This is a genomic window from Streptomyces hilarionis (assembly GCF_024539675.1).
Lineage (GTDB): Bacteria > Actinomycetota > Actinomycetes > Streptomycetales > Streptomycetaceae > Streptomyces > Streptomyces hilarionis.
The window spans coordinates 91,111-117,938 of record NZ_JAHHIT010000039.1 but is presented as its reverse complement, the minus strand read 5'-3'; the positions used below and the strand labels follow the sequence as shown (position 1 = coordinate 117,938).

The window sequence follows — 26,828 nt, the reverse complement described above, 5'->3', positions numbered from 1 at the left end:
AGAGGGCGGCCGCCGCATGCGGATCCGCCCACGACGCCCCGCACCGTTGTGGCGTGTTTTCGACGTCAATTCGATGCGCGACACACGCTGTTGACGCCGTGGAGGCACTTGTGCAGGCCCGCCGGTGCCTCCCGGGCCGTCGGCCGTCACCCGTGGAGCGGGACCTGCGCGGACCACCCTCCACGCGGACCCGCGGCGGGCTACGCTCGACGTCGGTACGTCGTTCGGGCGACATGGGGAGGTAGCGGGATGACGGAGGTCAGGCCGACGGCGGCCGCCTCGGCTCCCCTGTGGGAGCGCGACGAGGAAGTCGCCTCCATCGCGCGGGCGGTGGACAGGCTCTGCGCCGACCGGTCCTCCTCGGGTCACCTGCTGGTGCTCCGGGGCGAGGCCGGCTTCGGCAAGACCGCGTTGCTGGCCGAGACCCGTCGCATCGCCGAGGCCCGCGGCTGCTCGGTGTGGTCGGCCCGCGGCGGCGAGACACTGCGGTCCGTCCCCTTCAACGTGGTACGGCAGTTGTTGCAGCCCGCGCTGCTGTCGCTGCACCCCGAGGAGGCCCGCGAGTACCTCGGCGACTGGTACGACATCGCCGGCCCCGCCCTCGGCATCGCGGAGCCCGGCGAGGGCCACGCCGACCCGCAGGGCGTGTGCGACGGCCTCGTCGCGGCCGTGACCAGGCTGGCCCGCGGGGACTACCCGCTCGTCCTGCTGATCGACGACGCGCACTGGGGCGACCAGGAGAGCCTGCGCTGGCTCGCCGCGTTCGTCGAACGACTCGACGAGCTGTCCGTCCTGGTCGTCGTGGCCCGCAGGCCCGGCGAGGTCAAGGGCGACGCGGCCCGCCACCTCGACGCCGTCGGCGAGGCCGCGGGCCGCTCCGTCACCAGCCTCAGCGCCCTGACCCCGGCCGCGGTCGCGGGCCTCACCCGCGCCACCCTCGGCGAGCACGCCGACGCCGCCTTCTGCCGCGAGGTGTGGGCGGTCACGGACGGCAACCCGTACGAGACCGTCGAACTCCTCGCCAAGGTCCGCGACAGCGACCTGGCGCCCAGCGAGTCCTCGGCCACCGAACTGCGCCCCCTCAACCGCGCGGCCCGGGGCGGCGGGCTCGTCGACCGCCTCGAGAAACTCGGCGTCGACGCCACCAAGTTCGCCATGGCGGCCGCGATCCTCGGCGCCGACATCTCCGTCGCCCAGGCCGCCCGGCTCGCCGGACTCGGCCGCGACGAAGCGGTGCGCTGCGCCGAACTGCTGCGCAACGCCCGCATCCTCACCGAGCCCGACCCCGGCGCCGTCCCCGCGGACGACGGCGACCTGGAGTTCGTCCACCCGCTGATCGCCACCGCCGTCTACGACTCGATCCCCGGCGGCCTGCGCACCGCGATGCACGGCATCGCCGCCCAGGTCGTCACCGACGCCGGCAAGGGGCTCGCGGCCGCCTCCCGGCATCTGCTCCAGGTGCACGCGGAGGGCGACGAGGAACTCGTCGAGCAGCTGCGCGAAGCCGCCCGCGAACACCTGGCCGTCGGCGCCCCCGACGCGGCCCGCCGCTGCCTGGAGCGGGCCCTGCGGGAACCGCCCGTGCCCGACGCCCACGCGAGCGTGCTCTACGAACTGGGCTGCGCCACGCTCCTCACCGCACCCGCCAAGACCATCGAGCACCTGCGCACGGCCCTGTCCCTGCCGGGCCTCGACGGCGACCTGCGCGTCGACGCCGTCTACCGCCTGTCCCAGGCGCTGCTGCACAACGACCAGCTGGAGGAGGCCGTCCGCACGGTCGAGGCGGAGGTCGCCCGGCTCGCCCCCGGTCCGGCGCGGCTGCGGCTCCAGGCCGTGCAGTTCATGTGGGAGGGCGTGAACGCCGGCGAGCCCACCTCGCCGCACGGCTCCGAGAAGCTCGCCGCCCTCGTCGCGACCTGCGCCGGCCGCGACAACGCCGAGCGCGCCCTGCTCATCCTGCGCGGCTTCGACGCCATGACCCACGGCGAGAACGCCGAGGAGGTCGTCGAGTTCTGCGACCGCGCCCTGGTCAACGGCCGCCTCGCCCCCGGTCTCGGCTGGACCGACCAGGAGTGGGGCATCGAACTGCTGATGATGCTGGCCAGCTCCTACGCCTACACCGACCGGCTCGACCGCGCCGACGCCCTCTTCAACGAGGCCCTGCGCGCCTACGTCTCCGCCGGCTGGAGCGGAGGCCACCTCGCGCTCGCCCACGCCTACCTCGGACTGGGACTGCGCCGCCGGGGGCGGCTGAAGGAGGCGGAGGAGTCCCTGAGGGAGTCCCTGCGCATCGCCGAACGCGTCGGCCGCGGCCTGCCGCTGTACTGGTCGGCGACCTGCAACCTCGTCGACACGCTGCTCGTGCGCGGGCATGTCGCCGAGGCGTGGGAGGTCGCCGAGCAGTACGGCTTCGCCCCGCCCTACCCGTCGACGATCGTGCTGCCCGACCCCCGCTCGGTGCGCGGCCGGCTGCTGCTCGCAGTCGGCCGCGTCAAGGACGGCGTCAACGAACTGGAGCAGGCCGAGAAGGCGGCCGCCGCGCGGGGTCATCTGAACCCGGTGATGGTCCCCTGGGCCGTCGACCTCGCCCGTGCCCTCGCCGTCGAGGACCCGGCCCGCGCGGCCCGGCTCGCCACCGAGGCGCGCCGCCAGGCCGAGCGCTTCGGCACCGACACCGCGATCGGCGAGGCCCTGCGCTGCGCCGCCGCCCTGGAGACCGGCCAGCGCGCGGTCCGGCTCGCCCAGCAGGCGGTCACCTACCTGGATTCCTCGCCCTGCCAGTACGAACACGCGGCCGCCCGCGTCGAGTACGGCATCCTGTCCCGCTCGGTCTCCGAGCTCAGCCGGGGCCTGACACTGGCGCGTTCCTGCGGCGCGGACGCCCTGACCGACAAGGCGCAGCAGGCCCTTCAGGGCCTGGGCGCACCCCAGGTGGGCCTGGTGCCCGGCCAGACCCGGCGGTAGCAACGACAGCGGCGGGCCCGGACCGCCCGGCGGGACCACCCCGGCGGTTCGCACCGACGGGTTCGCCGTCCGCGCGGGACGGGGGCGCCGCCGGCCCGTCGTGGCTCAGTCGGAATCGTCCCGGGCGGGGTCCGGGGCGCCCGCGACGGACTCCTCGGCCAGGACCCGTTGGGCCGTGGCGAACGCCGAGTTCGCCGCCGGGACTCCGCAGTAGACGGCCGTCTGGAGGAGGACGGCCCCGATCTCGTCCGGGGTCAGCCCGTTGCGGCGGGCAGCCCTGACGTGCATGGCCAGTTCCTCGTCGTGGCCGCGGGCCACCAGCGCGGTCAGCGTGATCATGCTGCGCTCGCGGCGGCTCAGCGTCGGGTCGGTCCAGATCTCGCCCCAGGCGTAGCGGGAGATGAAGTCCTGGTAGCGCGCGGTGAACGCGGTCTGCCGCGCCTGCGCCCGGTCCACGTGCGCGTCCCCGAGGACCTCGCGCCGCACCGCCATGCCCCGTCCGGCCGCGCCGTCGAGGTGGGCCCGCAGCGCGCTCAGCACGGCCCCGGGGCACTCGGCGGGCGCGAGATGCGAGGCGCCCGCGAGTTCGACCAGCGTCGCGTCCGGCACCGCGTCCGCGATCTCCCGCAGATGCGCGGGGGGAGTCGCGGGATCCCGGCGCCCGGCGATCAGCAGGGTCCGCACGGCGATCTCCGGGAGGCGCTCGCGCAGATCGAAGGCGGCGAGCGCGTCGCAGCACGCGGCGTACGCCCCCGGGTCGGCGGCGCGATGGTCGGCGATCAGCTCCGGTGCGGTGAACCCGGGGGTGAACCAGCGGTCGTTCGCGGTCCGGGCGAGTTCCGCCAGCCCCTCGCGGCGGACCCGCGCGGCCCGCTCCTGCCAGGGCCCCGGCCCGTTGAAGTGGGCGGAGGAACAGATCACGGCCAGCGACGACACCCGCTCGCGATGGTGCAGCGCCAGATACAGGCCCACCGCGCCGCCCAGGGACACGCCCGCGTAGGCGAACCTCTCCAGGCCGAGGGAGTCGGCCAGGGCCAGTACCAGGCCGGCCAGGTCGCCGACGGTGGCGCCGGGGCCGATCAGGTCGGCGGCCGAACCGCCGTGTCCCGGCAGGTCCCAGCGGATCACCCGGTGGGTGGAGGACAGCTCGGGCGCGATCTTGTCCCACAGCGCGTACGACGTGCCCAGGGATGGCCCGAGCAGCAGCGGGGTCGCACAAGTCGGCCCTTCGACACGGTGGTTGAGCAGCTTGCCGGTCAACGTCGCTCCAGGGCACGGTCGGTGAGGACTCCGGCGGAGCCGGTGTAGCGGGCGGGGTCGGTGAGTTCGTCGAGGTCGGCGTCCGCCGTCTCGGGTTCCTCGGCGAGGAGTTCGGCGAGCGGCCGGTTCTCGGTGTAGGCCCGGCGGGCGAGCCCGGTGAGGAGCTCGCGGGCACGGGCGCGGCCCAGCAGCCCCGACAGCTCGGCGGACAGCCGCTCGGAGACGACGAGTCCGTGGGTCAGGCCGAGGTTCGCGCGCATCGCGTCCGCGTCCACCCGCAGGCCCTCCGTCAGCTCCACCGCGTCCCGGGCCGCCCCGCCGACCAGCCTGAGCAGATCCCTGAGCGGCTCCCACTCGGCGTGCCACGCCCCGGCCGGGCGCTCGTCCTGCGCGACCAGCGAGCCGTACAGCGTGGCGGCCAGCTGCGGGGCCCGCCGCGCGGCCGCGGCGATCAGCGTCGAGCGCACCGGGTTCGCCTTGTGCGGCATCGCCGAGGAGCCGCCCGCGCCGCCTTCGGCGACCTCGGCGATCTCGGTGCGGCCCAGGAGGAGGACGTCCGCCGCCAGCTTGCCCAGCGCCCCCGCCGTGAAGGCCAGGCAGCCGGCGAGGTCGGCGACCGGGGTACGCAGCGCGTGCCACGGCAACACGGGTGCGGCCAGGCCGACTTCGCGGGCGTACGCGGTGGTGAGCGCGGTCGCGTCCCGGACGCCGTAGGACGTGAAGGCGGCCGCCGTGCCGCCGGCTCCGCCGAGCTGGGCGGGCAGCGAGTCCCGTACGGCCGTGATCCGGTCGCGGGCGTCCAGCACGAGGGACCGCCAGCCGGCGGCCTTCAGCCCGAAGGTGGTCGGCACCGCGTGCTGGGTGAGGGTCCGTGCGGCCATCGCCGTGTCGCGGTGCCCGGCGGCGAGCCGCGCCAGCGCCGCCTGGGTGCGCCCGAGGTCGGCCAGCACCGGCTCCAGGGCGCGCGCCGCGACCAGCATCGTCGCCGTGTCCATGATGTCCTGGCTGGTCGCGCCCCGGTGCACGTACGGGCCGTACACCGTGCCGACCGCCTCGGTGAGATCGGCCACCAGCGGGATCACCGGGTTTCCGCCGCCGCGGGCGCGCTCGGCGAGGGAGCACACGTCGAAGTCGCCGCACGCCGCCGCGGTGACCGCCGCGCCGGCCCCCTCCGGCGCCGCGCCCAGCGCCTCCTGGGCGCGGGTCAGCGCGGCCTCCGCGTCTAGCAGCGCCCGCAGGTAGGCGTCGTCGTCCGTCGCACGGGCGGCGGGGGAGCCGGTCCACCCGGGGGCGAGCAGAGCGGACTCGGGCCGGGCAGCTGTCACTGGAACTCCAGGAAGACCGTCTCGCCTTCGCCCTGAAGGCGGATGTCGAAACGGTAGGCCCCCGACCGCTCGCGCGTCGCGATCAGCGTGTCGCGCCGCGCCGGGTCCACCCGCCGCAGCAGCGGGTCGGCGGCGAGCGCCGCGTCGTCGCCGGGCAGGTAGATCCGGGTGAAGAGGTGCACCAGCAGCCCGCGCGCGAACACGCAGACGCTCACGTAGGGGGCGCTCGCGCCGCGCGCGCCCGGCCGCAGCGTCCGCGCGGACCAGTGTCCGTCGGCGTCCGTCTGGACGCGGCCCCAGCCGGTGAACTCCACACCGTTGCGCCCGAGGAACCCGCCGGACGCCGGGTCGCGGCGCATCGACCCGTCGACCCGTGGCAGCTCCCCGTCGGGGTCCGCGCCCCACAGTTCCAGGAAGGCGTCCGGCAGCGGCGCGCCCTCGCCGTCGTACACGTACCCGCGCAGGGTGACGGCGTCCGGGTGGCCGAGCGGGGCGATGTCGCCGCCGCCGGGGAACGGCAGGGCGTGACCGTAGAAGGGGCCGACCGTGTGGGACGGGGTCGGCAGCACGGTCTCCGGGCGGCTCGGGTCGATCTTCGTCATGGCGGCTCAGCGTCCTTCTTCGATCCAGGTGGCCCGCGGCCCGTCGAGCACGATGTCCCAGTGGTAGCCCATCGAGAACTCGGGCACGGACAGGCTGTGGTCGTAGGTGGCGACCAGCCGCTGCCGGGCCGCGTCGTCCGTCACCGACTGGATGATCGGGTCGTAGGGGAAGAGCGGGTCGCTCGGGAAGTACATCTGCGTGACGAGCCGTTGGGTGAAGGCCGTGCCGAACAGCGAGAAGTGGATGTGGGCCGGCCGCCAGGCGTTGAGGTGCTGACGCCACGGGTAGGGGCCCGGCTGGACGGTGGTGAAGCGGTAGAAGCCGCTGTCGTCGGTCAGGGTACGGCCGACGCCGGTGAAGTTCGGGTCCAGCGGCGCGTCGTGCTGCTCGCGCATGTGGGCGTAGCGTCCGGCCGAGTTGGCCTGCCAGATCTCGACCAGCTGACCGCGCACCGGACGGCCGTCACGATCCAGCAGCCGGCCCGAGACGGTGATCCGTTCCCCGATCGGCTCGCCGTCGTGCCGGCGGGTCAGGTCGTTGTCGGTCTCGGTGACGTCCCGTTCGCCGAACGCGGGCGAGGCGAGCTCCACCAGCTCCGGATCGGTGCCGACGTCGATGGTGACCGGCGGCCGCGTCGGATGGCGCAGGACGGACGAGCGGTACGGCGCGTAGTCGCGGCGCGGCTGGTGCTCGACGGGCGCGCCCTCGGCGCGCCGCTTGTCGTAGGCGGCGCGCTCGGCCGCGATCTCCCGGTCGATGTCGGATTGCGTGAGAGTCATGGGGGTTCCCGGGGTTCCTATCGTTCGAGGACGAGGGCGAGGCCCTGGCCCACGCCGATGCACAGGGCGGCGACCCCGACGCCGCCGCCCCGGCGGGCGAGCTGGTGGGCGACGGTGCCGGCGAGGCGGGCGCCCGAGGCGCCGAGCGGGTGGCCGAGGGCGATGGCGCCGCCCTGCGGGTTGAGGACTGCCGGGTCGAACTCGGGCCACTCGGCGACACAGCCGAGGACCTGCGCGGCGAACGCCTCGTTGAGTTCGAGCACCGACAGGTCGCCGAAACCGCGGCCGGCCCTGCCGAGTGCGCGGTGGACGGCTTCGACGGGGGCGAGCCCGAAGTACTGCGGGTCGAGCGCGGACACCCCGGTCGCGGACACCCGGGCGAGGGGCTCGCGACCGGTCGCCCGCAGCCCCTCCTCGTCCACCAGCAGCAGGGCCGCGGCCCCGTCGTTCAGCGGCGACGCGTTGCCCGCCGTCACCGTGCCGCCCCGAGTGCGGAACGACGGCTTCAGCCTGCCCATCGCCTCCAGCGAGGCGTCCGGCCGTACGCACTCGTCCGCGTCGAACACGACCGGGTCGCCCTTGCGGCGGGGGACCGGCACGGGCGTGAGCTCGGCGTCGAACAGCCCCGCCTGCCGGGCCGCGGCTGCCTTGCGGTGGCTCGCGAGGGCGAACGCGTCCTGCTGCTCGCGGCCGATCCCGTGCTTGTCGGCGATCAGTTCCGCCGACTCGCCGAGCGGGATCGTCCACTGCGGAGCCATCCGCGGGTTGACCATCCGCCAGCCCAGGGTGGTCGAGTACAGCTCGGCATGCCCGGCGGGGAAGGCCCGGTCCGACTTCGGCAGCACGAACGGCGCGCGGGTCATCGACTCCACACCGCCCGCGACGGCGACCGAGGCGTCCCCGACCGCGATCGCGCGGGCCGCCTGGATCACGGCCTCCAGGCCGGAGGCGCACAACCGGTTGACGGTGACGCCCGGCACCGAGGTGGGCAGCCCCGCCAGCAGCGCGCCCATCCGGCCGACGTTGCGGTTCTCCTCGCCCGCGCCGTTGGCGTTGCCGAAGTAGACGTCGTCCACGCGCGCGGCGTCCAGGGCGGGGGTGCGGGCCAGGAGTTCGCGGATCACGTGGGCGGCGAGATCGTCCGGACGCACCGGGGCCAGCGCGCCGTCGTAGCGGCCGAACGGGGTGCGGACGGCGTCGACCACGTAGACCGTCCTCGGGCCGGCCCTCACGACGAGGCCTGCGTGCGTACGGCGACCCGGAGGCGCGCGGCCGTCTTCGCCGCGATCTCCTCCACGGCGACGCCCGGCGCGGTCTCCACGAGCGTCAGGCCCTCCCCGGTGACGTCGAGGACGCCGAGGTCGGTGATGATCCGGTCGACGCAGCGCCTTCCGGTCAGCGGCAGCGCGCACTCGGCCACGATCTTGGGGCTGCCGTCCTTGGCCGTGTGGGTCATGACGACGATGACCGTGCGGGCCCCGTGCACCAGGTCCATCGCCCCGCCGATGCCGGTGATCATCTTGCCGGGGACGGCCCAGTTCGCCAGGTCGCCGTGTTCGGAGACCTGCATCGCGCCGAGCACGGCCACGTCGATGTGGCCGCCGCGGATCATGCCGAAGGACAGCGCCGAGTCGAAGAAGGACGCGCCCGGCAGTACCGTCACGGTCTCCTTGCCCGCGTTGATCAGGTCCGGGTCGACCGCGTCCTCGGCGGGGTAGGGGCCGGTTCCCAGGATGCCGTTCTCGCTCTCCAGCACCACCTCGACGTCCGGCGGGAGGTGGTTGGGGATGAGCGTCGGCAGGCCGATGCCGAGGTTGACGTACTGGCCGTCCCTCAGCTCGCGCGCGGCGCGGGCGGCCATCTGCTCGCGGGTCCAGGCCATCAGCTGCTCACCGTCCGCTGCTCGATCTTCTTGTCGGCGGCCTGCTCCGGGGTCAGGGCGACCACGCGCTGCACGAAGACGCCCGGCACGTGCACCGCGTCCGGGTCGATCGCGCCGGGCTCCACGAGCTCCTCGACCTCCGCGATCGTGACGCGTCCGGCCATCGCGGCGAGCGGGTTGAAGTTGCGGGCGGCCTTGTTGAAGACGAGGTTGCCGTGCCGGTCGCCGCGGGCGGCCCGCACCAGCGCGAAGTCGGTGCGGATGCCGTGCTCCAGCACGTACTCCACCCCGTCGAACTCCCTGACCTCCTTCGGCGGCGAGGCCAGCGCGACGCCGCCCGCGCCGTCGTAGCGCCATGGCAGTCCGCCCTCGGCGACCTGGGTGCCCACCCCGGCGGGCGTGTAGAAGGCGGGGATGCCGGCGCCGCCGGACCGCAGCCGTTCGGCCAGCGTGCCCTGCGGGATCAGCTCGACCTCCAGCTCGCCGGCCAGGTACTGCCGGGCGAACTCCTTGTTCGCGCCGATGTAGGAGCCGGTCACGCGGGCGATCCGCCCGGCGGCCAGCAGGACCGCGAGGCCCGACTCCATCGCCCCGCAGTTGTTGGAGACGACCGACAGCCCGGTGACGCCTCGTTCGTACAGGGCTCCGATGAGGACGCCGGGCACGCCGCTCAGGCCGAATCCGCCCACCGCCAGCGACGCGCCGTCCGGCACGTCGGCCACCGCCTCCAGGGCTGTGGCGACCACCTTGTCCATCCGTGAAGCCCCTTCCGCGCACCTGATGCGACGACCTGATAGTCAGCGCACTGAGCATTTCTTCGGGATGGCCCACACGGTGCCACCGGCGACCGAACCAGTCAAGACCCCAGGCGGCACCAGGGAGGAGGTTCACCAGGAGGCGGGACGCACCGGCCGAACGGGCGGTATCGTTCAGTGCACCGTTCAATTCCAGGCACTGAGCCGTCCCGGACGACGACCCCTTCCGGACCACGACCCGATCCGTGCACCGACCCCTTCCGGACACCGACCCCTTTCCAGCGGAGGAGCGCTCATGGCCGCGGTGGACCTCACCAGCCACCCCGGGCACCTGGCCCGGCGTCTCCAGCAGGCGCACTACCTGCTGTGGAACACGATGGTCTCCGAGGAGATCACCTCGCCGCAGTTCGCGGTCCTCAACGCGCTCGTCGCCGAGCCGGGACTCGACCAGCGCACGGTGGGGGAGCGCGTGGGCCTCGACCGCTCCACCGTGGCCGAGGTGATCAGCCGCCTCACCCGCCGGGCCCTCCTCGACAAGGTCCGCGACCCGCAGGACGGACGCCGTTTCCTGCTGCGGCTCACCGAGGACGGGCTGCGCACCCACCGCCGGCTGACGGTGCGCACCGCCCGGATGAACCAGGTCTTCCTGTCCCCGCTGTCGGCCGGGGAGCAGACCCTGTTCCTCGAACTGATCCAGCGCGTCTCGGACGCGGCGGAGGGACTGCGCAACCCGGCCGAACCCCTGGCCGGCCAGGACTGACGGCAGACCGGCAGGAGAGCGGTCCGGCCGGGGAGCGGGTCGGCCCGGGGGAGCGGTCCGGCCAGGGAGCAGGGCCGGCCGGGGGAGCGGGCACGGCCGGGGAAGGGCCGTGACGACGGCGGGCTCGCTCACGGCGCCTTCGCGAACACCACCCACACCTGCCCCTCGGCGAACGCGACCGGGCTGCCGTCCGCCGCGGTGAACCGCGTGCCGTCCCCGGCCTTCGCCCGCTTCCAGTTCACGTCGTAGGCGCGCCCGTCGCGCAGCACCTCCGCCTTCCCCGAGCCGACCGTCTGCGTGTAGGGCGTGTTGTTGCCGAGGAAGTCGTGGAATCCCGAGGCGCGGATCCGCACGTACTGCACGACCACGGTGGCCGGGGCCAGCCGTTGTCCGTCGGTCGCCACGGTGGGCCTGCCGTCCGTCGAGACCAGCCAGCGCGCCCGGCTCGGGGACCAGGTGAAGGTGAAGCCGGCCGCCGGGTACCGCACGGTCCGCGAGGCCTCGGCCCGGCCTCCGGCGGGCGCGGGGCCGAACCGGAAGCCCGTGGTCAGCGCCGCCTTACCCGGCGCGGCGGGCAGCAGGCGGCTCGGGCGCAGATACAGGTTGTGCGGCGCGGCCCGCTCCCCGCCCCGGAAGTAGGCGTCGGACTTCTTCTCGGGCGTGACGGCGTCCAGCGGCGCGCGGTCTATCAGCGGCAGCAGCTTGCCCTGCGCCCCGGAGAACGCCAGCACCGGCCGCGCGAACTGCCGCAGCAGTTCCAGATCGGACTCCCGGGCGCTGCGCACCGGCCCCACGGCCTTCGGCAGCCGGCTCGCGTACACCGCCATCAGCCGGCTCAGCCCGCCCTCGACCTGCTCGGCGTACACGACGTCCGCCGCGTCGAGGCCCGTCTGCGGGCGGGCGTCCGGCGCGTTGTCGATCTTCACGGCGAGGACCGGGCCCACGGCGGCGCTCGTGCCGGTGCCGGTCGGGCTCTGCGAGGCGCTGCGGCCGTCGTCGGGCGGTGAGGACCCGCCGGACGTGCAGCCCGCGGCGGCCAGCGAGACCGCCAGGGCGACGGCCACGGCCGAGACCGCCGTCGCAGCGGTGGACGGATGCCGGGCGCGCTCCGTGCGCGCCCCGCGTCTCGAACGATTCGTGTCCCTCATGGGCACCCCCGTTCCGTCCCTCGATTGTGCGCTCGTCCGTTCGAGTGTGGCCATCGATGGCCCGGCGGCCGTGCGACGGCCGGGCCACGGCCCGGCGGTTCGGGGCGGGGCGCTCGGGTACCCGGGGCGCAGCCACGATCCGGGACCCCGGACCTGCCGGGGTTCACCCGGACGGCGGAAGGAGCGCGGCACGATGAGGGCAGTGACCTGGCAGGGCAAGCGCGACGTGCGGGTGGACACCGTGCCCGATCCGACGATCCAGGAGCCGACGGACGCCGTCATCCGCGTCACGACCAGTGGACTGTGCGGCTCGGACCTGCACCTCTACGAGGTGCTCACCCCGTTCATGACGCCCGGCGACATCATCGGCCACGAGCCGATGGGCATCGTCGAGGAGGTCGGCGCGGGGGTGCCCGATCTGCGGGTCGGCGACCGGGTGGTGGTGCCGTTCCAGATCGCCTGCGGCGCCTGCTGGATGTGCCTGAACGGGCTGCCCACCCAGTGCGAGACCACCCAGGTCACCGCCGAGGGCATGGGCGCCGCGCTGTTCGGCTACACCCGCCTGTACGGCGCCGTGCCCGGGGCGCAGGCCGAGTACCTGAGGGTGCCGCAGGCCCAGTTCGGCCCGATCAAGGTGCCCGAGGGCCCGCCCGACGACCGCTTCGTGTACCTCTCCGACGTCCTTCCCACCGCCTGGCAGGCGGTCGCCTACGCGGACATCCCCGAGGGCGGCAGCGTCGCCGTGCTCGGCCTCGGCCCCATCGGCGACATGGCCTGCCGGGTCGCCCAGGTGCGCGGCGCCGGCCGGGTCTTCGGCGTGGACCTGGTGGGCGACCGGCTGCGCCGGGCCCGCGCGCGGGGCGTCGAGGCGTTCGATCTGCGCAGCTACGACAGCGAGAAGGAACTCGTCGACGCGATCCGCGACGAGACCGACGGCCGCGGTCCCGACGCAGTGATCGACGCCGTCGGCACCGAGGCGCACGGCAGCGCGGCCGCCCGCATGGTCCAGAACGCCTCCGCGCTGCTGCCGCGGAAGATCAGCGGCCCGTTCGCGGAACGGTTCAGCATCGACCGGCTGGCCGCCCTGCACACCGCCATCGACCTCGTGCGCCGCGGCGGCACCCTCTCCCTGGTCGGCGTCTACGGCGGCACGGCCGACCCGCTGCCGATGCTCACGATGTTCGACAAGCAGCTCCAGATCCGCATGGGGCAGGCCAACGTCCGCCGCTGGGCCGACGAGATCCTGCCCTACCTCACCGACGAGGACCCCCTCGGCGTCGACGACTTCGCCACCCACCGCGTGCCGCTCTCGGACGCTCCGCACGCGTACGAGATGTTCCAGCGCAAGCAGGACGGCGCGGTCAAGGTCCTGATGACCCCCTGACCCCCTGACCCCCCGAACCGCGCGGCCGCCGTGGCGCGCCGCCGCGTTGCCGTCGGCGTCCCGTGCAGCGCGCCGGGCGCTCGGCCCCGGCCCACGGGCCGAGCGCCCGGGACCGTTCAGCTCGCGGGCGGTGCCCCCAGGATCTCCGACAGGTCGTAGCGCACCGGCTCCTCCAACTGCGCGTACGTGCAACTGGACGGGGTGCGGTCGGGACGCCAGCGCCGGAAGCGGGCCGTGTGCCGAAAGCGCGCCCCGTTCTCCATGTGGTCGTAGGCCACCTCGGCGACGCGCTCGGGCCGCAGCGGCACCCAGGACAGGTCCTTCTTCCCCGACCAGCGGCTCGGCGCGCCCGGCAGTCGCGCCGTCTCGTGGGCGGCCTCCTGCGACCAGGCGGCCCAGGGATGGTCGGCCGCGTCCGCCAGGCGCAGCGGCTCCAGTTCCTCGACCAGTTCCGCCCGCCGCTTCATGGTGAAAGCGGCCGACACGCCGACGTGCTGCAACACGCCCCGCCCGTCGTACAGGCCCAGCAGCAGCGAGCCCACCACCGGCCCGCTCTTGTGCAGGCGGTAACCGGCCACGACGACGTCGGCGGTGCGTTCGTGCTTCACCTTGAACATGGCGCGCTCGTCCTGGAGATAGCGCAGGGCGAGCGGTTTGGCGATCACCCCGTCCAGGCCCGCGCCCTCGTACTCCTCGAACCACTGCCGGGCCACCTCGACGTCGGTCGTCGCCGGCGCCAGATGCACGGGCGCCGTCACCCCGGCGAGCGCCCGGGCCAGCAGCTCGCGCCGGTCGGTGAGCGGGACGTCGAGCAGCGAGGAGTCGTTCAGCGCCAGGAGGTCGAAGGCCACGAACGAGGCCGGGGTGCGCTCGGCGAGCGTGCGCACCCGGGAGGCCGCCGGATGGATGCGCTCCGTCAGGGCGTCGAAGTCGAGCCGTCCCTCCCGGGCGATCACGATCTCCCCGTCCAGCACGCACCGCGTCGGCACCCGCTCCCGCAACGCCTCCACCAGCTCGGGGAAATACCTGGTCAACGGCTTTCCGGTACGGCTGCCCAGCTCGATCTCGTCCCCGTCGCGGAACACGATCGCCCGGAACCCGTCCCATTTCGCCTCGTACTGCATGCCCGGCGGGATGGCCGCCACCGACTTGGCGAGCATCGGCTTCACGGGCGGCATCACCGGCAGATCCATGCTCCGATTCTGCGCGACGTCCACCGGAATCGCCCGGTGTGCTCCGGAATGCGTGGTGACGCGTTACTGCATCCTGGTATGCCGGTGATGCGAGGTGTCGGCGGTATGTCTACCGTGGCTCGCATGGGCGATGCGGTGGAACTGGAAGTGGCCGGCCGGACGGTGCGGCTGTCCAGTCCGGACAAGGTCTTCTTCCCGGAGCGCGGCTTCACCAAGCTGGACCTCGCCCGCTACTACCAGGCCGTCGCCCCGGGCATCCTGCGCGCGCTGCGCGACCGCCCCACCACGTTGGAGCGCTACCCCGACGGGGTGACCGGCGAGTCCTTCTTCCAGAAGCGGGCGCCGAAGAACATGCCCGACTGGATCCCCACCGCGCACATCACCTTCCCCAGCGGACGCAGCGCCGACGAGATGTGCCCGACGGAGGAGGCGGCCGTCCTGTGGGCGGCCCAGTACGGCACGCTGACCTTCCACCCGTGGCCGGTGCGCCGCGCCGACGTCGACCGCCCCGACGAACTGCGCATCGACCTCGACCCGCAGCCCGGCACCGACTTCGACGACGCGGTCCGCGCGGCCCACGAACTGCGCGCGGTCCTCGACGAGTTCGGCGGACTGCGGGGCTGGCCCAAGACCTCGGGCGGCCGCGGCCTGCACGTCTTCGTGCCGATCGAGCCCCGCTGGACCTTCACCCAGGTCCGGCGCGCCGCCATCGCCGTCGGCCGGGAGATGGAACGCCGGATGCCGGAGCAGGTGACGATCAAGTGGTGGAAGGAGGAGCGCGGCGAACGCATCTTCGTCGACTACAACCAGACCGCCCGCGACCGCACCATCGCCTCCGCCTACTCCGTGCGTCCCCGCCCGCACGCCCCCGTCTCGGCGCCGCTGCGCTGGGACGAGGTGGGCCAGGCGCACCCCCGTGACTTCGACATCGCGACCATGCCGGCCCGGTTCGCCGAACTCGGCGACGTGCACGCCGACATGGACGACCACGCCTTCTCCCTCGACACCCTGCTCGACCTGGCCCGCCGGGACGAACACGAGCACGGCCTGGGCGACCTGCCCTATCCGCCGGAGTACCCGAAGATGCCGGGGGAGCCCAAGCGGGTGCAGCCGAGCCGGGCCCGGCACGAGGACGCCCCGGGCGGATGACGAAGCCCCGGCGCACCCCGGCGGTCCCCCGGGGCGCGGCGGCCGGGGACCGTCGGCGAGAGCGCTCCCACCCGGGCTCTCCCGCGGAGCTATCCTGATCCGCAGCCGGCCAGGAGGAGCCCCGAAGTGAGCGAGACAGCGTCGCGTCCCACGCTGGAGGCCGTGGCCGCCCGGGCCGGGGTCTCCCGGGCGACCGTGTCGCGCGTCGTCAACGGCGGGGACGGCGTACGGGAGCCGCTCGTCGAACGGGTGCGCCAGGCCGTGGACGAACTCGGCTACGTGCCCAACCAGGCCGCGCGCAGCCTCGTCACCAAGCGGCACGACGCGGTCGCCGTCATCATCGCCGAACCGGAGACCCGCGTCTTCGCCGACCCCTTCTTCGCCCTCCAGTTGCGCGGCATCAGCAAGGAACTGACGGCGCACGACAACCAGTTGGTGCTGCTGCTCACCGAGGGCCGCGACGACCACGCCCGGGTGGCCCGCTACCTCGCCGGCGGCCACGTCGACGGGGCGCTGGTCTTCTCGCTGCATCTCGACGACCCGCTGCCCGGCCTGATCCAGGACGTCGGCGTGCCGACCGTGTTCGGCGGCCGTCCCGGCTGGAGCGACGGGACACGGGACGTCGTCTACGTGGACAGCGACAACCGCGGCGGCGCCCGCGAGGCCGTGCGCCTCCTGGCCGGCCTCGGGCGCAGCCGTGTCGCCCACATCAGCGGCCCCCTCGACCAGACCTCGGCGGCGGACCGGCTCGACGGATACCGGCAGGTGGTGGGCGACGGACGACTCCTCGTCGTCGAGAGCGACTTCACTCCCGGCGGCGGCGAGCGCGCCATGCGCGAACTCCTCGACCGCTGCCCCGACGTGGACGCCGTGTTCGCCGCCAACGACCTCATGGCCTCGGGCGTCCTGCGGGTGCTGCGCGAACGCGGGCGGCGCGTGCCCGAGGACGTCGCCGTGGTCGGCTTCGACGACATGCTGCCCGTCGCCGAACAGAGCGACCCGCCGCTGACGACGGTCCGTCAGGACATCGAGGAGATGGGGCGGATCATGGCCCGTCTCCTGCTGCGCCGGCTCGACCGGCGCGGCGGCGGTGAGGAACCGGGCGGCGCGGTCGTCCTGCCCACCACGCTGGTGCGCCGGGCCTCGGCATAGAAGCCGCCCACGCCTGCCGCTCGGGCCGGCCGGGCTCTCACCGCTCCCGGGGCGCGCTCCTGATCACCGCGAAGCGCGCGCCGTACGGGTCGGCGAGCCGCGCGATGCGGCCGACGCCCTCGACGTCGGTGGCGGGCATGCGCACGGTGGCGCCGAGTTCCTCCGCCCTGGCGACCACCGTGTCCACGTCGGCGGCCTCGAAGTAGGGCAGCCAGTGCGCCGGCGATCCCGCCTCGGCAGGGTCGTCGGCCAGCGGGACGATGCCGCCGAACATCGCGTCCTCGTCGGCCCCGGCCGGGTTGACGCAGGTGTACGTGCCGCCGGGGAACGGGACGGCGTAGGTCTCCAGGCCCAGTGTCGCGTGGTAGAAGGCGGCCGCGGCGGCGATGTCCGGCGTGTAGAGCTCGACCCAGCACAGGGAGCCCGGCTCGTTCGCCACGTCGACGCCTCTCGTGCGGCCGGGCTGCCAGAGGCCGAACGGGACTCCCGCCTGGTCGGCCAGGACCGCCATCGTGCCCTCGCCCATGACGTCCATCGGCGCGAGGGCGACTCGGCCGTGCGCCTGTTCGGCCGCCGCGGCCGTGGCCCGGGCGTCCGCCGTCGCGAAGTAGACCGTCCAGGACGGCGGTCCCTGCTCGGGCGTGGTCTGCATGCCGCCGGCCACGGTCCTTCCGTCCAGTTGGAAGAAGCCGTAGCCGCCGGCGTCGGGCCCCGCCGACCGGAAGGTCCAGCCGAAGAGGGCGCCGTAGAACGCGGTGGCGCCGTCGATGTCGGTCGTGCCGACATCGATCCAGTTCGGAGCGCCGTCGACGAAACGGGTGGTGAGCATCTTCGCCCTCCTCGCAGGGGTCCCGTCCAATGCACTGCCGAGTCTTGCACCGACCACTGACAAACGCTGCCGGAGCGCGCCCGCGGACGTCGGCGGTCCCCCTCGCGGGCGGCGGGGCGCGGACGCCGCGGCTGCGCGCGCCGCCGTGCGCCGCGGCGGTCGCCCGGCCATCATCGGGGCGGCGGGGCTTTCGGCGCCGGGGCCCTGGACGCCGGGGCTCTTGTCACCGGTGCCCGTGACACCGACGCCGGCACCGGTGCCCGTGACACCCGGGCCGGGCCCCGCCCGAGCGCGCGTATATCCGGCGTTGATCGAACGTTTTGCGCCGCCGGGCACGATCCTCGCCATGTACACCGACACGATTCCCACACCCGACCTCACCTGGCAGCGGGAGGCGCTGTGCGCACAGACCGGCGCGGACTTCTTCTTCCCCGAACCCGGCAGCTCGGTACGGGAGGCCAAGCGCATCTGCGGCATGTGCGAGATGCGCCCGGCCTGCCTCGACTACGCCCTGGCCAACGACGAACGCTTCGGCGTCTGGGGCGGCCTCTCCGAGAAGGAGCGTCTGGAGATCAGGCGGACGGCCCGCTGAACGGGCGAGCGGTCCCGACCACGAGGGCCGGGGGATCCGTACGACCGCGTCGCGGGGGCGCGGTCGGGGATCCCGGGGCCGGGTGCGACGGGTGCGACGGGTGCGACGGGTGCGACGGGAGGGCGGCGCGGCGGGCGAGCCGGCGCCCTGCAGCCAGGGTGCGCGCGGTGTGCCCCTGAGACCGCCCTGGCCTCCTCCGGCAACCCGTGAGGACGCGAGACGGCCCGCACCGGGCAGCCATTCTCCCGGTGCGAGCCGTCGAGCCGTCGGGCCGTCCCGCCGTGGAGCGGTCAGCCCGCGGCGCGAGCCGCCATGCGGGCCTTGCGGGTGGCCAGCTTCTCGTCGAACTTCAGCGCCTCGGCGTCCAGCCCGCCCATGTACAGGCCGATCTCCTCCTGCGCCTTGCGGCCCTCCGGGCCGAGACCGTCGATCTCCATGACCTTCAGGAAGCGCAGCACCGGCTGGATGACGTCGTCGTGGTGGATGCGCAGGTTGTAGACCTCGCCGATGGCCATCTGCGCGGCGAACCGCTCGAAGCCGGGCATGCCGTGGCCGGGCATGCGGAAGTTGACCAGCACATCGCGCACGGCCTGCATGGTCAGGTCGGGGGCGAGGTCGAACGCGGCCTTCAGGAGGTTGCGGTAGAAGACCATGTGCAGGTTCTCGTCGGTCGCGATGCGCGCCAGCATGCGGTCGCAGACCGGGTCGCCGGACTGGTGGCCGGTGTTGCGGTGCGAGACGCGGGTCGCCAGCTCCTGGAAGGCGACGTAGGCGACCGAGTGGAGCATCGAGTGCCGGTTGTCGGACTCGAAGCCCTCGCTCATGTGGGACATGCGGAACTGCTCCAGCTTGTCCGGGTCCACCGCGCGCGAGGCGAGCAGGTAGTCGCGCATGACGATGCCGTGGCGGCCCTCCTCGGCCGTCCAGCGGTGCACCCAGGTGCCCCAGGCGCCGTCCCGGCCGAAGAGCGAGGCGATCTCGTGGTGGTAGCTGGGCAGGTTGTCCTCGGTGAGCAGGTTCACCACCAGCGCGATCCGGCCGATCTCGGTGACCTTGGACTGCTCCTTGTCCCAGGCCTCGCCGTCCTCGAAGAAGCCGGGGAAGTTGCGGCCGTCGCTCCACGGCACGTACTCGTGGGGCATCCAGTCCTTGGTGACCTTCAGGTGCCGGTTGAGTTCCGTCTCGACCACTTCCTCCAGCGCGTACAGCAGCTTGGCGTCGGTCCAGACGGCGGGGCTGCCGAGGTGAGGGGAGGTGATCGTCACGAGAACTCCAGGGGGACGTGAAGCGGAGCGGAACACTCCGGCGAGCGAGGCCGGAACTTACGGAATCGTAGGCTACGTGTCCGTAGGTTACGAAACCGTAGGTTAAGTGCGACGTAAACCTCGCTGATCAGCAATGTTGCGCTCGACGTCGCGTACGGCCCGACTCGCCCGGGGATCCGCAGGTCCAGGGCCGAAAGGGTGAACGGATCACCCGGTCAGGCGTAAAGGTCCCGCAAACGCACCGAGAGGCACGTCACACATCCCTCCAGCTTCTCGAACTCGCTGATGTCGACCACGACGGGCTCGTGGCCGAGATCGGCGAGCAGGTCCGCCGTCTTCGGCGCGCTCGCCGCCATGAGGAGCCGCGGGCCGCCGAGCAGCACCACGTGCGAGCCCGGCTCCTCGGGCACCGACAGGAAGCGGGGGAACAGCGAGGGCCGGTCCACGTGCGGGATGTGACCGATCACCGTACCGTCCGGCAGCGCCGTGACCGCGGACTTCAGATGCAGCACCTTGCTCACCGGCACGGCCACCACCCGTGCCCCCAGCGGTTCGAAGGCCGCCCGCACCTGCTGGACGCCGGCCGCGTTGGTGCGCCCGCCCCGGCCGACGTAGATGGTGTCGCCGACCTTGAGGACGTCGCCGCCGTCCAGCGTGCCCGGGTCCCAGATCCAGTTCACCGAGCAGCCCAGGCGCGCCACGGCCTCCTCGACCCCGAGCGTCTCGTCGCGCCGCGACTCGGCCCCGGAGCGCGCGATCAGGGCGACGTTCTTGTACATCACCACCGTGTCCTCGACGAACACGGAGTCCGGGCAGTCGTCGGCCGGGTCGACCTCGACGGTCTCCCAGCCGTGCGTGCGCAGCGCCTCGGCGTACGCCTCCCACTGCTCCAGGGCGAGCTCCACGTCGACCTTCTCCCGCTCGACGTGCGTGACCAGGCCTTCGGCGAGGCGTGGGCTGGGGCGGCGGATGAGGGCCTTCTTGCTGGGCACGTCCAGGTCTCCGAATCGGGTGGCACGACCGGCGCTTTCGAGACGGCGCCGGTCAGCCATCATGCAGGGCGGGGCCGCCACGACGAAACCCCGCGGTAACAATGTGCCCCTCCTGAGACCCGCGCGTCCCGCGCGCGGGACGCGCAGGGCTGCGCGCGCAGGTCTACACCGGGCCCGCCACCTCCTCCGCCGTCGTGTCCCGCAGCTCGCCGTCCAGCAGCAGCCACCGGGTGATGCCGATGGACCGAAGGAACGGCAGGTCGTGGCTGGCCACGATCAACGCCCCCTCGTAGGACTCCAGGGCCGTGGTGAGCTGCCGCACGCTGGCCATGTCGAGGTTGTTGGTCGGCTCGTCCAGCATCAGCAGCTGCGGCGCGGGCTCGGCCAGCATCAGCGCCGCCAGGGTCGCCCGGAAGCGCTCCCCGCCCGACAGCGTCGCCGCCTTCTGGTCGGCGCGCGCGCCCCGGAACAGGAAGCGGGCCAGCCGGGCCCGCACCCGGTTGTTGGTGGCTCCCGGTGCGAAGCGGGCCACGTTCTCGGCGACGGTGAGCTCGCCGTCGAGGACGTCGAGACGCTGCGGCAGGAAGCGCAGCGGCACGCGCGCGTGCGCCTCGCCCGACTCCGGCGCCAGTTCCCCGGCGATCGTGCGCAGCAGTGTCGTCTTGCCCGCGCCGTTGCGTCCGACGAGCGCGATCCGCTCGGGACCGCGCAGGTCGAAACCGCCCTCCACGCGCGCGCCGTACGCGAGCCGCAGGTCCATCAGGGTGAGGACCTCGCGCCCCGGCGGCACGGCCGTGTGGGGCAGGTCGACGCGGATCTCGTCGTCGTCGCGCACCGCCTCGGCCGCGTCGTCGAGCCGTTCCTTGGCCTCGGCGAGCTTCTCCTCGTGCATGATGCGGTGCTTGCCCGCGGATTCCTGGGCCGCGCGCTTGCGCGCCCCCATGACGATCTTCGGCTCGCGCTTCTGTTCGTACATCTTCTGCCCGTAGCGCCTGCGCCGGGCCAGTTTGACCTGGGCGTCGGCCAGTTCGCGCTTCTGCTTGCGCAGGTCGGCCTCCGCGACGCGCACCATGCGCTCGGCGGCTTCCTGTTCGGTGGCCAGGGCCTCCTCGTACGCCGAGAAGTTGCCGCCGTACCAGGTGACCTCACCCGAGCGCAGGTCGGCGATCTGGTCGACGAGGTCGAGCAGTTCCCGGTCGTGGCTGACGACGACCAGGACGCCCGGCCAGGCCGCGACGGCCGCGTACAGCCGCCGCCGCGCGTGCAGGTCGAGGTTGTTGGTCGGCTCGTCCAGCAGCAGGACGTCCGGCCGGCCCAGCAGCAGGGCTGCCAGCCGCAGCAGGACCGACTCGCCGCCGGACACCTCGCCGACGGTGCGGTCGAGGTCGATGTGGCCGAGCCCGAGCTCGCCGAGGGTGGCCAGGGCGCGTTCCTCCACGTCCCAGTCGTCGCCGATGGTCTCGAAGTGCTCCTCGGAGGCGTCACCGGCCTCGATGGCGTGCAGGGCGGCGCGCCGGGCGGCGATGCCGAGCGCGACGTCCACCCGCAGGGCGGTGTCGAGGGTGACGTTCTGCGGAAGGTACCCGATCTCGCCCGCGACCCGGATCGTGCCGTCGGCCGGCGTGAGTTCCGCGGCGACGAGTTTCAACAGGGTCGACTTGCCGGAGCCGTTGACGCCGACCAGTCCGGTGCGGCCGGGGCCGAAGGCGACGTCGAGCCCCTCGAAGACGGGGGTGCCGTCGGGCCAGGAGAAGGCGAGGGAGGTACAGGTGATGGAATGATTCAAAGCGGGCCTCGCGGTTGCGTGTGCGGTCAGGGCAACACGTGTCGAGACACCGGAAGGCGGCGACCACCGCCGAGGGCGGGGGAGCACGGAGGGACAGCGGAAGAGTCCCGCTCCGCGGGGACGGCTCGCAGGCCGAGGTCGCACGCGGCGCACACACGGTAGACGTGTGGCGCGGTGTCTCAGGACCTCAGACGAGCAACGTCCTTCTCCAATCGGCGGCAACAGAACCGTTTACACCGTAGGAGGGCTCGGGAGAGCTGTCAAAGGATTAACGGGGGTCGGGGACCACCGGGGGCGAGCAGGGATCAGCGGGCGATCCGGGCGCCGAGGAGCGCAGCTCAGCAGGCGTCGCGCATCAGCTCCGCCAGGTCGTGGTCGAGGTCGAGCTGCCGGTACTCGGTGCCGGCGGGCACCAGCTCGCCCGCGGCCTGGAGGAAGCGGCGGATGTCGGCCGAGTGCACGTGCACCACGGCGGTGCCCTCCGGGGCGTGGAACTCCAGCACCGTGCGGTCGTACCCGTAGGGGCGCACCCGGACGTCGCCGTGGCCCTCGGCGTCGTGCAGCCCGGCGGAGAGGAGTTCGCGGGCGAAGGTCCAGCAGACCTCGACGCCTTCCAGGGTGGCCGGAGCGGGGAACGTCATCCGGACGGCGAAGGGGTCCTGGCGGTCGTAGTGCAAGGTGGCGGGGATGCTCTGCATGCGCGGCGCGGCGGCGACCAGGCGGGCCTCGACGGGCTGCTCGATGACGGTGGACAACGCCTTGCTCCCTCGTGACGGCGGGACGAAATTCCGGGCGGTGCGTCCGGACACTGGAAGAGACGCCGGAACCGGCCGATCCGTGCACACGCATTCCTAGTGACCTCGGTCACCGCCTTCATGCGCGGGAGTGACGCACCACTCCTCCCGTGCCCTGCGGGGCGGCTGAGGCGATCGCGGCGTCTGGACGCCGGTGAAAGCCGTGGGCTAGCTTCGCCCGCCATGAGGCCCTTGGGGAAGACGCGACGCACGATTCGGACGGCACGTACGAGCGCGCGGGCGGCCGCCGCGGCCTGTGGGGCGGTGCTCGCGGTTCTGACCGCGTTCCCGGCCCAGGCGCACACCCGGGCCCCCGCACCGCCGCACTGGGCCCTCAAGGACACCGGGACCGCCGCCGCGCGCTTTCGCGGACTCGCCGCCGTCGACCGCGACACCGCGTGGGTGGCCGGCACCGGCGGCACGGTCCTGCGCACCGTCGACGGCGGCGCGAGCTGGCGTGACGTCTCCCCGCCCGGCGCCGGCGCCCTCCAGTTCCGCGACGTCGAGGCGTTCGACGCACGTCACGCGGTGGTCCTCGCCATCGGCGAGGGCGAGGCGTCGCGCGTCTACCGCACCCAGGACGGCGGGACGACGTGGACGGAGTCCTTCCGCAACACCGACGCCCGCGCGTTCTACGACTGCATGACCTTCTTCGACCGCCGTCACGGTCTCGCCGTGAGCGATCCGGTGGACGGCCGGTTCCGCATCCTGTCGACGAGCGACGGCGGTCGCTCCTGGAAGGTGCTGCCCGGCCGCGGGATGCCGACCGCGCAGGAAGGAGAGGCCGGGTTCGCCGCGAGCGGGCAGTGTCTGGTCGCCTCCGGGCGCACCGACGTCTGGCTGGCGACCGGCGGCGCCGCACGCGCGCGGGTGCTGCACTCCTTCGACCGGGGGCGGACCTGGACGGCCGCCGACGCGCCCCTGCCGGCGGGCGACCCCGCGCGCGGGGTCTTCGCCCTCGGCTTCCGCGACCGCGCCCACGGCCTCGCCGTCGGCGGCGACTACCGCCCGGACCAGCCGTCCCCCCGGGCCGCCGCCACGACCGGGGACGGCGGCCGCACCTGGCGACCCGCCGCCACGCCCCCGCCCGCCTACCGCTCCGGCGTCGCCTGGATCCCGCACAGCCGCTCGGCGGCCCTCGCGGTCGGCCCCACCGGCACCGACCTGACCACCGACGGCGGCCGCACCTGGCGCACCGTCGACACCGGCTCGTACGACACCGTGGACTGCGTCTCCGACGGCGGCTGCTGGGCCGCGGGCGAACAGGGCCGGGTGGCACGCCTGGAGAGGTGAACGGTTTTCCGGGTACTCGCGGGGCGCGAACGCGAAAGGAGTGAGCGTCCATGCCACGCGGTTCCAGCCCCAAGCGGGAGCGCCAGTACGAGCACATCAAGGAGAGCGCGCAGGACCGGGGCGAGAGCGCCGGCCGCGCCGAGGAGATCGCCGCCCGGACCGTCAACAAGGAGCGCGCCCGCTCCGGCGAGTCGAAGACCGCCGGCCGCACCTCCACGCAGGACATGTCGTCCGGCGAGCGGGGCGGCCGGCGGTCCGGGAAGGGCTCCCGGGGGCCCACGTACGACCAGCTGTACGAGGAGGCCAGGCGACGGGGGGTCAAGGGCCGCTCGGACATGAACAAGGGCCAGTTGCGGCGCGCGCTCGACGACAAGGGCTGACAGCACGGGCGACGGCGCGGGAAACACGATCGCGGGCCGGTCCGCGGGAGCCGTACGCTCGTCACCACCATGACGACCGTACGCATTCCCGCGGGCTGGCCCGCGACCGAGGAGGAGGCCCGCGCCGTCCAGGACGAGCTGCGCGCCGACGTGGTGCTCGACCGGCCCGGGCCGCCCGCCGGGACGGGACACGTGACGGGGGTCGACGTCGCCTACGACGACGAGCGCGACCTCGTCGCGGCGGCCGCCGTGGTCCTGGACGCGGCGAGCCTCGACGTCGTCGCCGAGGCGACCGCCGTCGGGCGGATCTCCTTCCCCTACGTCCCCGGACTGCTCGCGTTTCGCGAGATCCCCACGGTGCTCGCCGCGCTGGAGGCCCTGCCCTGCGCGCCCGGTCTGGTCGTCTGCGACGGCTACGGTCGCGCCCACCCCCGCCGCTTCGGGCTCGCGAGCCATCTCGGGGTCCTCACCGGAGCGCCCACGATCGGCGTCGCCAAGAACCCCTTCGTCTTCACCTACGACGACCCCGACGCGCCGCGCGGATCGGCGTCCCCGCTGCTCGCCGGCGACGAGGAGGTGGGGCGCGCGCTGCGCACCCGGGCGGGCGTGAAGCCCGTCTTCGTGTCCGTGGGCCACGGCGTCGACCTGGACGGCGCCTGCGCCCACACCCTCGCCCTCACCCCGCGGTTCCGCCTCCCGGAGACCACCCGCAGGGCGGACTCACTGTGCCGCCGGGCTCTTCAGGAGGCGACGATCCGCCACCGGCCCACCTCGGCGTAGGCGGAGTCGTACACCGCCGAGCCGTCCCCGGCCTCCAGGGCGTAGTGCTTGAGGTTGCCGCCCCAATAGCGCAGGATGCGCCCCAGCTCGCCCACCGGGTCCTGGGCCAACGCGCCCTCGTCGACGGTGACTTCGAGAACGAACTTCATGCTGCTCCCCTTCTCGTCCGATCGCTGCCTTCAGCTGCTTCAATCGTTTCATCGAAGTGCTGGTTGGCACTTTGCGGCGCAGGCGCCGGGCGGTCGGCCGCAAAGCCTCAAACGGGGGACAAGGGGCGGGCGAGAGCGGCGCGCGCGTCCGCCCGCCGTCTGAGTAGGGCGTCTGAGTACGCGGACGGATGCCCGCACGGGCGGGCGATCGGCAGGCTGGGGCGCATGACGACGCACCGTGCTCCGAAGCCCCTCGCCGACCCCTCCCGACCGGTCGAGCGTGCCGTGAACGCCGCGCTGGTCCTCGCGGTCCTCGCCGGACTCGGCTGGATCGTCGGCATGGTCTACACGCTCGTCCAGTGGCCGCTCTGAGGCCGCCGCGCGTCAGCGGCGCGCCGCGACGCGGAACCGGATGCCCGCCCGGGTCAGCCGTCCGGTCAGCGCGTCCCCCATCGCCACCGCGGTGGTGACCTGCCCCGCCGTCGGCGGGAGCGCGTCGCAGGCGAGGGCCAGCGCGGCCTCGGCGAACATCTTCGCCGTCTCGTCGTAGCCGGGGTCGCCGCCCGCGACCTCGGTGTAGACCCGGCGGCCGCCGCCCTCGCCGACGAACCGGACCGAGAACCAGCTGCGCGCCCGCTTCTGCGCGCTCGGCCCCTCGCCCGGCTTGAACCGGTCGGACAGCCAGCGCCGGGCCGGCGGCACCTGGGCCGCCGCTGCCAGCGCGCCGACGGCCGCGACACCGCCCACGGCCATCGGCAGCCGCCGCACCGCCGCGTAGTGCCGGTAGCGGAAGTCGGGTCCGTAGCGTTGCAGGGCCCGGGCCGACCGGAGGACGATCTGCGCGTCCACGGTCGGCAGCGGCAGCGCCCAGGCGCCGACCTCGGGGGCGAACCGGGGCGCGCCCACCGGTGCGGCGGCGCGCCGCCCCACCAGCCGCGGTTCGTGCCGTCCCCGCTCCCGCGCCGCGGCCACCATCTGCCGGCCGCGCGCGAACTGGCCCAGTGCGGAGGCGAACGTGCCGCCCGAGAAGGAGGCGTCGGCGGTCACGAAGCCGTCCACGGTCAGCGGCACGCCCTCGGGCAGCTGCCGGACGGTGAAGTACGCGCCCAGGTCGTGCGGGACCGAGTCGAAGCCGCACGCGTGGATCAGCCGGGCCCCCGTCTCCCGCGCGCGTGCGTCGTGCCGCACGTACATCAGGTCCACGAACTCCGGCTCGCCGGTGAGGTCGAGGTAGTCGGCGCCGGTGTCCGCGCAGGCGGCCACGAGCTCCTCGCCGTAGCGCACGTACGGGCCGACCGTCGTGGCCACCACCCGCGCCTGTTCCGCGAGGGCGCGCAGGGACGCCGGGTCCGAGACGTCGGCCCGCAGCACCCCGACGTCCACGCCGAGCCGCTCGCGCAGCCGTCGCAGTCTCGTCCCGTCGCGTCCGGCGATCGCCCAGCGGACGTTGGCGGGCGCGTGCGCCGCGAGGTACTCCGCGGTGAGCGTCCCGACGAAGCCGGTGGCCCCGAAGAGCACGATGTCGTACGGACGGTCCGACCTTTTCAGCCTGCTCATGACACCCCTTTGCCGTGCAGCCCGCGCCGCTGTCGGTGGCTGAGGCTAGCGTGAGGA

26 protein-coding genes are annotated in these 26,828 nt (G+C 73.8%); 10 read left to right on the top strand and 16 right to left on the bottom strand.

Annotated elements, in window-relative coordinates; genetic code table 11:
• Window positions 1-249: 249 nt before the first annotated feature.
• On the top strand, window positions 250-2,964 hold the full coding sequence (locus KMS84_RS08115) for an ATP-binding protein (protein ID WP_256915396.1): 2,715 nt from the start codon (window positions 250-252) through the stop codon (window positions 2,962-2,964).
• Between the two features lie 105 nt (window positions 2,965-3,069).
• Here the strand turns inward: KMS84_RS08115 and pcaDC are convergent, their stop codons facing one another.
• Genes pcaDC through KMS84_RS08080 form a run of 7 tightly spaced genes read right to left on the bottom strand, consistent with a single transcriptional unit; the run spans window position 3,070 to window position 9,568 of the window.
• Window positions 3,070-4,224, bottom strand: a complete 1,155-nt coding sequence (pcaDC, locus tag KMS84_RS08110) for a bifunctional 3-oxoadipate enol-lactonase/4-carboxymuconolactone decarboxylase PcaDC (protein WP_256915395.1) — start codon at window positions 4,222-4,224, stop codon at window positions 3,070-3,072.
• Window positions 4,221-5,549, bottom strand: coding sequence for a 3-carboxy-cis,cis-muconate cycloisomerase (pcaB, locus tag KMS84_RS08105; RefSeq protein ID WP_256915394.1), 1,329 nt, complete (start codon window positions 5,547-5,549; stop codon window positions 4,221-4,223). Before pcaB ends, pcaDC begins: the two co-directional genes overlap by 4 nt.
• Window positions 5,546-6,151: a protocatechuate 3,4-dioxygenase subunit alpha gene (gene pcaG / locus KMS84_RS08100; protein ID WP_256915393.1), complete on the bottom strand. Its 606-nt coding sequence runs from the start codon at window positions 6,149-6,151 to the stop codon at window positions 5,546-5,548. The genes pcaB and pcaG overlap by 4 nt, the downstream gene beginning before the upstream one ends.
• 6 nt (window positions 6,152-6,157) lie before the next feature.
• Window positions 6,158-6,931 (bottom strand): protocatechuate 3,4-dioxygenase subunit beta, encoded by a 774-nt coding sequence (pcaH, locus tag KMS84_RS08095; RefSeq protein ID WP_256915392.1) that lies wholly within the window; start codon window positions 6,929-6,931, stop codon window positions 6,158-6,160.
• A gap of 17 nt (window positions 6,932-6,948) precedes the next feature.
• Complete coding sequence (locus KMS84_RS08090; protein WP_256915391.1) at window positions 6,949-8,163, bottom strand: thiolase family protein; 1,215 nt, start codon at window positions 8,161-8,163, stop codon at window positions 6,949-6,951.
• Window positions 8,160-8,813: a CoA transferase subunit B gene (locus tag KMS84_RS08085; RefSeq protein WP_256915390.1), complete on the bottom strand. Its 654-nt coding sequence runs from the start codon at window positions 8,811-8,813 to the stop codon at window positions 8,160-8,162. Before KMS84_RS08085 ends, KMS84_RS08090 begins: the two co-directional genes overlap by 4 nt.
• Window positions 8,813-9,568: a CoA transferase subunit A gene (locus KMS84_RS08080; RefSeq protein ID WP_256915389.1), complete on the bottom strand. Its 756-nt coding sequence runs from the start codon at window positions 9,566-9,568 to the stop codon at window positions 8,813-8,815. The genes KMS84_RS08085 and KMS84_RS08080 overlap by 1 nt, the downstream gene beginning before the upstream one ends.
• 295 nt (window positions 9,569-9,863) lie before the next feature.
• On the opposite strand from KMS84_RS08080, the gene KMS84_RS08075 reads away from it, so the two are divergent.
• Window positions 9,864-10,328 carry a MarR family winged helix-turn-helix transcriptional regulator gene (locus KMS84_RS08075; protein ID WP_256915388.1) on the top strand — a complete coding sequence of 155 codons (465 nt, stop codon included), beginning with the start codon at window positions 9,864-9,866 and terminating at the stop codon, window positions 10,326-10,328.
• 128 nt (window positions 10,329-10,456) lie between these two features.
• Here KMS84_RS08075 and KMS84_RS08070 read toward each other — a convergent pair whose 3' ends face one another.
• Window positions 10,457-11,476 carry a DUF3048 domain-containing protein gene (locus tag KMS84_RS08070; RefSeq protein ID WP_256915387.1) on the bottom strand — a complete coding sequence of 340 codons (1,020 nt, stop codon included), beginning with the start codon at window positions 11,474-11,476 and terminating at the stop codon, window positions 10,457-10,459.
• A 193-nt stretch (window positions 11,477-11,669) separates the two neighbouring features.
• On the opposite strand from KMS84_RS08070, the gene KMS84_RS08065 reads away from it, so the two are divergent.
• A complete protein-coding gene (locus KMS84_RS08065) occupies window positions 11,670-12,860 on the top strand; it encodes a zinc-dependent alcohol dehydrogenase (RefSeq protein ID WP_256915386.1) in 1,191 nt (396 codons plus the stop codon).
• A gap of 116 nt (window positions 12,861-12,976) precedes the next feature.
• On the opposite strand, the gene KMS84_RS08060 is transcribed toward KMS84_RS08065, so the two are convergent.
• Window positions 12,977-14,053 carry an ATP-dependent DNA ligase gene (locus tag KMS84_RS08060; protein WP_256915385.1) on the bottom strand — a complete coding sequence of 359 codons (1,077 nt, stop codon included), beginning with the start codon at window positions 14,051-14,053 and terminating at the stop codon, window positions 12,977-12,979.
• 123 nt (window positions 14,054-14,176) lie between these two features.
• Here KMS84_RS08060 and ligD point away from each other — a divergent pair, with 123 nt between their 5' ends.
• Window positions 14,177-15,202: a non-homologous end-joining DNA ligase gene (gene ligD, locus KMS84_RS08055; RefSeq protein ID WP_256915384.1), complete on the top strand. Its 1,026-nt coding sequence runs from the start codon at window positions 14,177-14,179 to the stop codon at window positions 15,200-15,202.
• A 126-nt stretch (window positions 15,203-15,328) separates the two neighbouring features.
• Window positions 15,329-16,354, top strand: a complete 1,026-nt coding sequence (locus tag KMS84_RS08050) for a LacI family DNA-binding transcriptional regulator (protein WP_256915383.1) — start codon at window positions 15,329-15,331, stop codon at window positions 16,352-16,354.
• Between the two features lie 37 nt (window positions 16,355-16,391).
• On the opposite strand, the gene KMS84_RS08045 is transcribed toward KMS84_RS08050, so the two are convergent.
• On the bottom strand, window positions 16,392-17,183 hold the full coding sequence (locus tag KMS84_RS08045) for a VOC family protein (RefSeq protein WP_256915382.1): 792 nt from the start codon (window positions 17,181-17,183) through the stop codon (window positions 16,392-16,394).
• 346 nt (window positions 17,184-17,529) lie between these two features.
• Between KMS84_RS08045 and KMS84_RS08040 the strand changes: the two genes are divergently transcribed.
• On the top strand, window positions 17,530-17,775 hold the full coding sequence (locus KMS84_RS08040) for a WhiB family transcriptional regulator (RefSeq protein ID WP_256915381.1): 246 nt from the start codon (window positions 17,530-17,532) through the stop codon (window positions 17,773-17,775).
• Window positions 17,776-18,065: 290 nt separating this feature from the next.
• Here the strand turns inward: KMS84_RS08040 and KMS84_RS08035 are convergent, their stop codons facing one another.
• From KMS84_RS08035 to ssgD, 4 genes are all read right to left on the bottom strand, one after another.
• On the bottom strand, window positions 18,066-19,040 hold the full coding sequence (locus KMS84_RS08035; protein ID WP_256915380.1) for an acyl-ACP desaturase: 975 nt from the start codon (window positions 19,038-19,040) through the stop codon (window positions 18,066-18,068).
• A gap of 215 nt (window positions 19,041-19,255) precedes the next feature.
• Window positions 19,256-20,032 (bottom strand): dimethylargininase, encoded by a 777-nt coding sequence (gene ddaH / locus KMS84_RS08030; RefSeq protein WP_256915379.1) that lies wholly within the window; start codon window positions 20,030-20,032, stop codon window positions 19,256-19,258.
• A 163-nt stretch (window positions 20,033-20,195) separates the two neighbouring features.
• Window positions 20,196-21,818 (bottom strand): ABC-F family ATP-binding cassette domain-containing protein, encoded by a 1,623-nt coding sequence (locus tag KMS84_RS08025; protein ID WP_256915378.1) that lies wholly within the window; start codon window positions 21,816-21,818, stop codon window positions 20,196-20,198.
• A gap of 338 nt (window positions 21,819-22,156) precedes the next feature.
• Window positions 22,157-22,573: a spore wall synthesis regulator SsgD gene (ssgD, locus tag KMS84_RS08020; RefSeq protein ID WP_256915377.1), complete on the bottom strand. Its 417-nt coding sequence runs from the start codon at window positions 22,571-22,573 to the stop codon at window positions 22,157-22,159.
• A gap of 222 nt (window positions 22,574-22,795) precedes the next feature.
• Between ssgD and KMS84_RS08015 the strand changes: the two genes are divergently transcribed.
• The 3 genes from KMS84_RS08015 (at window position 22,796) to KMS84_RS08005 (ending at window position 25,065) form a co-directional block, all read left to right on the top strand.
• Window positions 22,796-23,905 (top strand): WD40/YVTN/BNR-like repeat-containing protein, encoded by a 1,110-nt coding sequence (locus KMS84_RS08015; RefSeq protein WP_256915376.1) that lies wholly within the window; start codon window positions 22,796-22,798, stop codon window positions 23,903-23,905.
• Window positions 23,906-23,955: 50 nt separating this feature from the next.
• Window positions 23,956-24,285 carry a plasmid stabilization protein gene (locus KMS84_RS08010; protein ID WP_256915375.1) on the top strand — a complete coding sequence of 110 codons (330 nt, stop codon included), beginning with the start codon at window positions 23,956-23,958 and terminating at the stop codon, window positions 24,283-24,285.
• 69 nt (window positions 24,286-24,354) lie between these two features.
• On the top strand, window positions 24,355-25,065 hold the full coding sequence (locus KMS84_RS08005) for an endonuclease V (protein WP_256915374.1): 711 nt from the start codon (window positions 24,355-24,357) through the stop codon (window positions 25,063-25,065).
• Here the strand turns inward: KMS84_RS08005 and KMS84_RS08000 are convergent.
• Window positions 25,026-25,214 (bottom strand): hypothetical protein, encoded by a 189-nt coding sequence (locus tag KMS84_RS08000; RefSeq protein WP_069772555.1) that lies wholly within the window; start codon window positions 25,212-25,214, stop codon window positions 25,026-25,028. The genes KMS84_RS08005 and KMS84_RS08000 overlap by 40 nt on opposite strands.
• Window positions 25,215-25,439: 225 nt before the next feature.
• On the opposite strand from KMS84_RS08000, the gene mmpA reads away from it, so the two are divergent.
• On the top strand, window positions 25,440-25,586 hold the full coding sequence (mmpA, locus tag KMS84_RS07995) for a morphogenic membrane protein MmpA (protein ID WP_256915373.1): 147 nt from the start codon (window positions 25,440-25,442) through the stop codon (window positions 25,584-25,586).
• Between the two features lie 12 nt (window positions 25,587-25,598).
• Here the strand turns inward: mmpA and KMS84_RS07990 are convergent, their stop codons facing one another.
• Window positions 25,599-26,771, bottom strand: a complete 1,173-nt coding sequence (locus KMS84_RS07990) for a saccharopine dehydrogenase family protein (RefSeq protein ID WP_256915372.1) — start codon at window positions 26,769-26,771, stop codon at window positions 25,599-25,601.
• Between the last annotated feature and the right edge of the window lie 57 nt (window positions 26,772-26,828).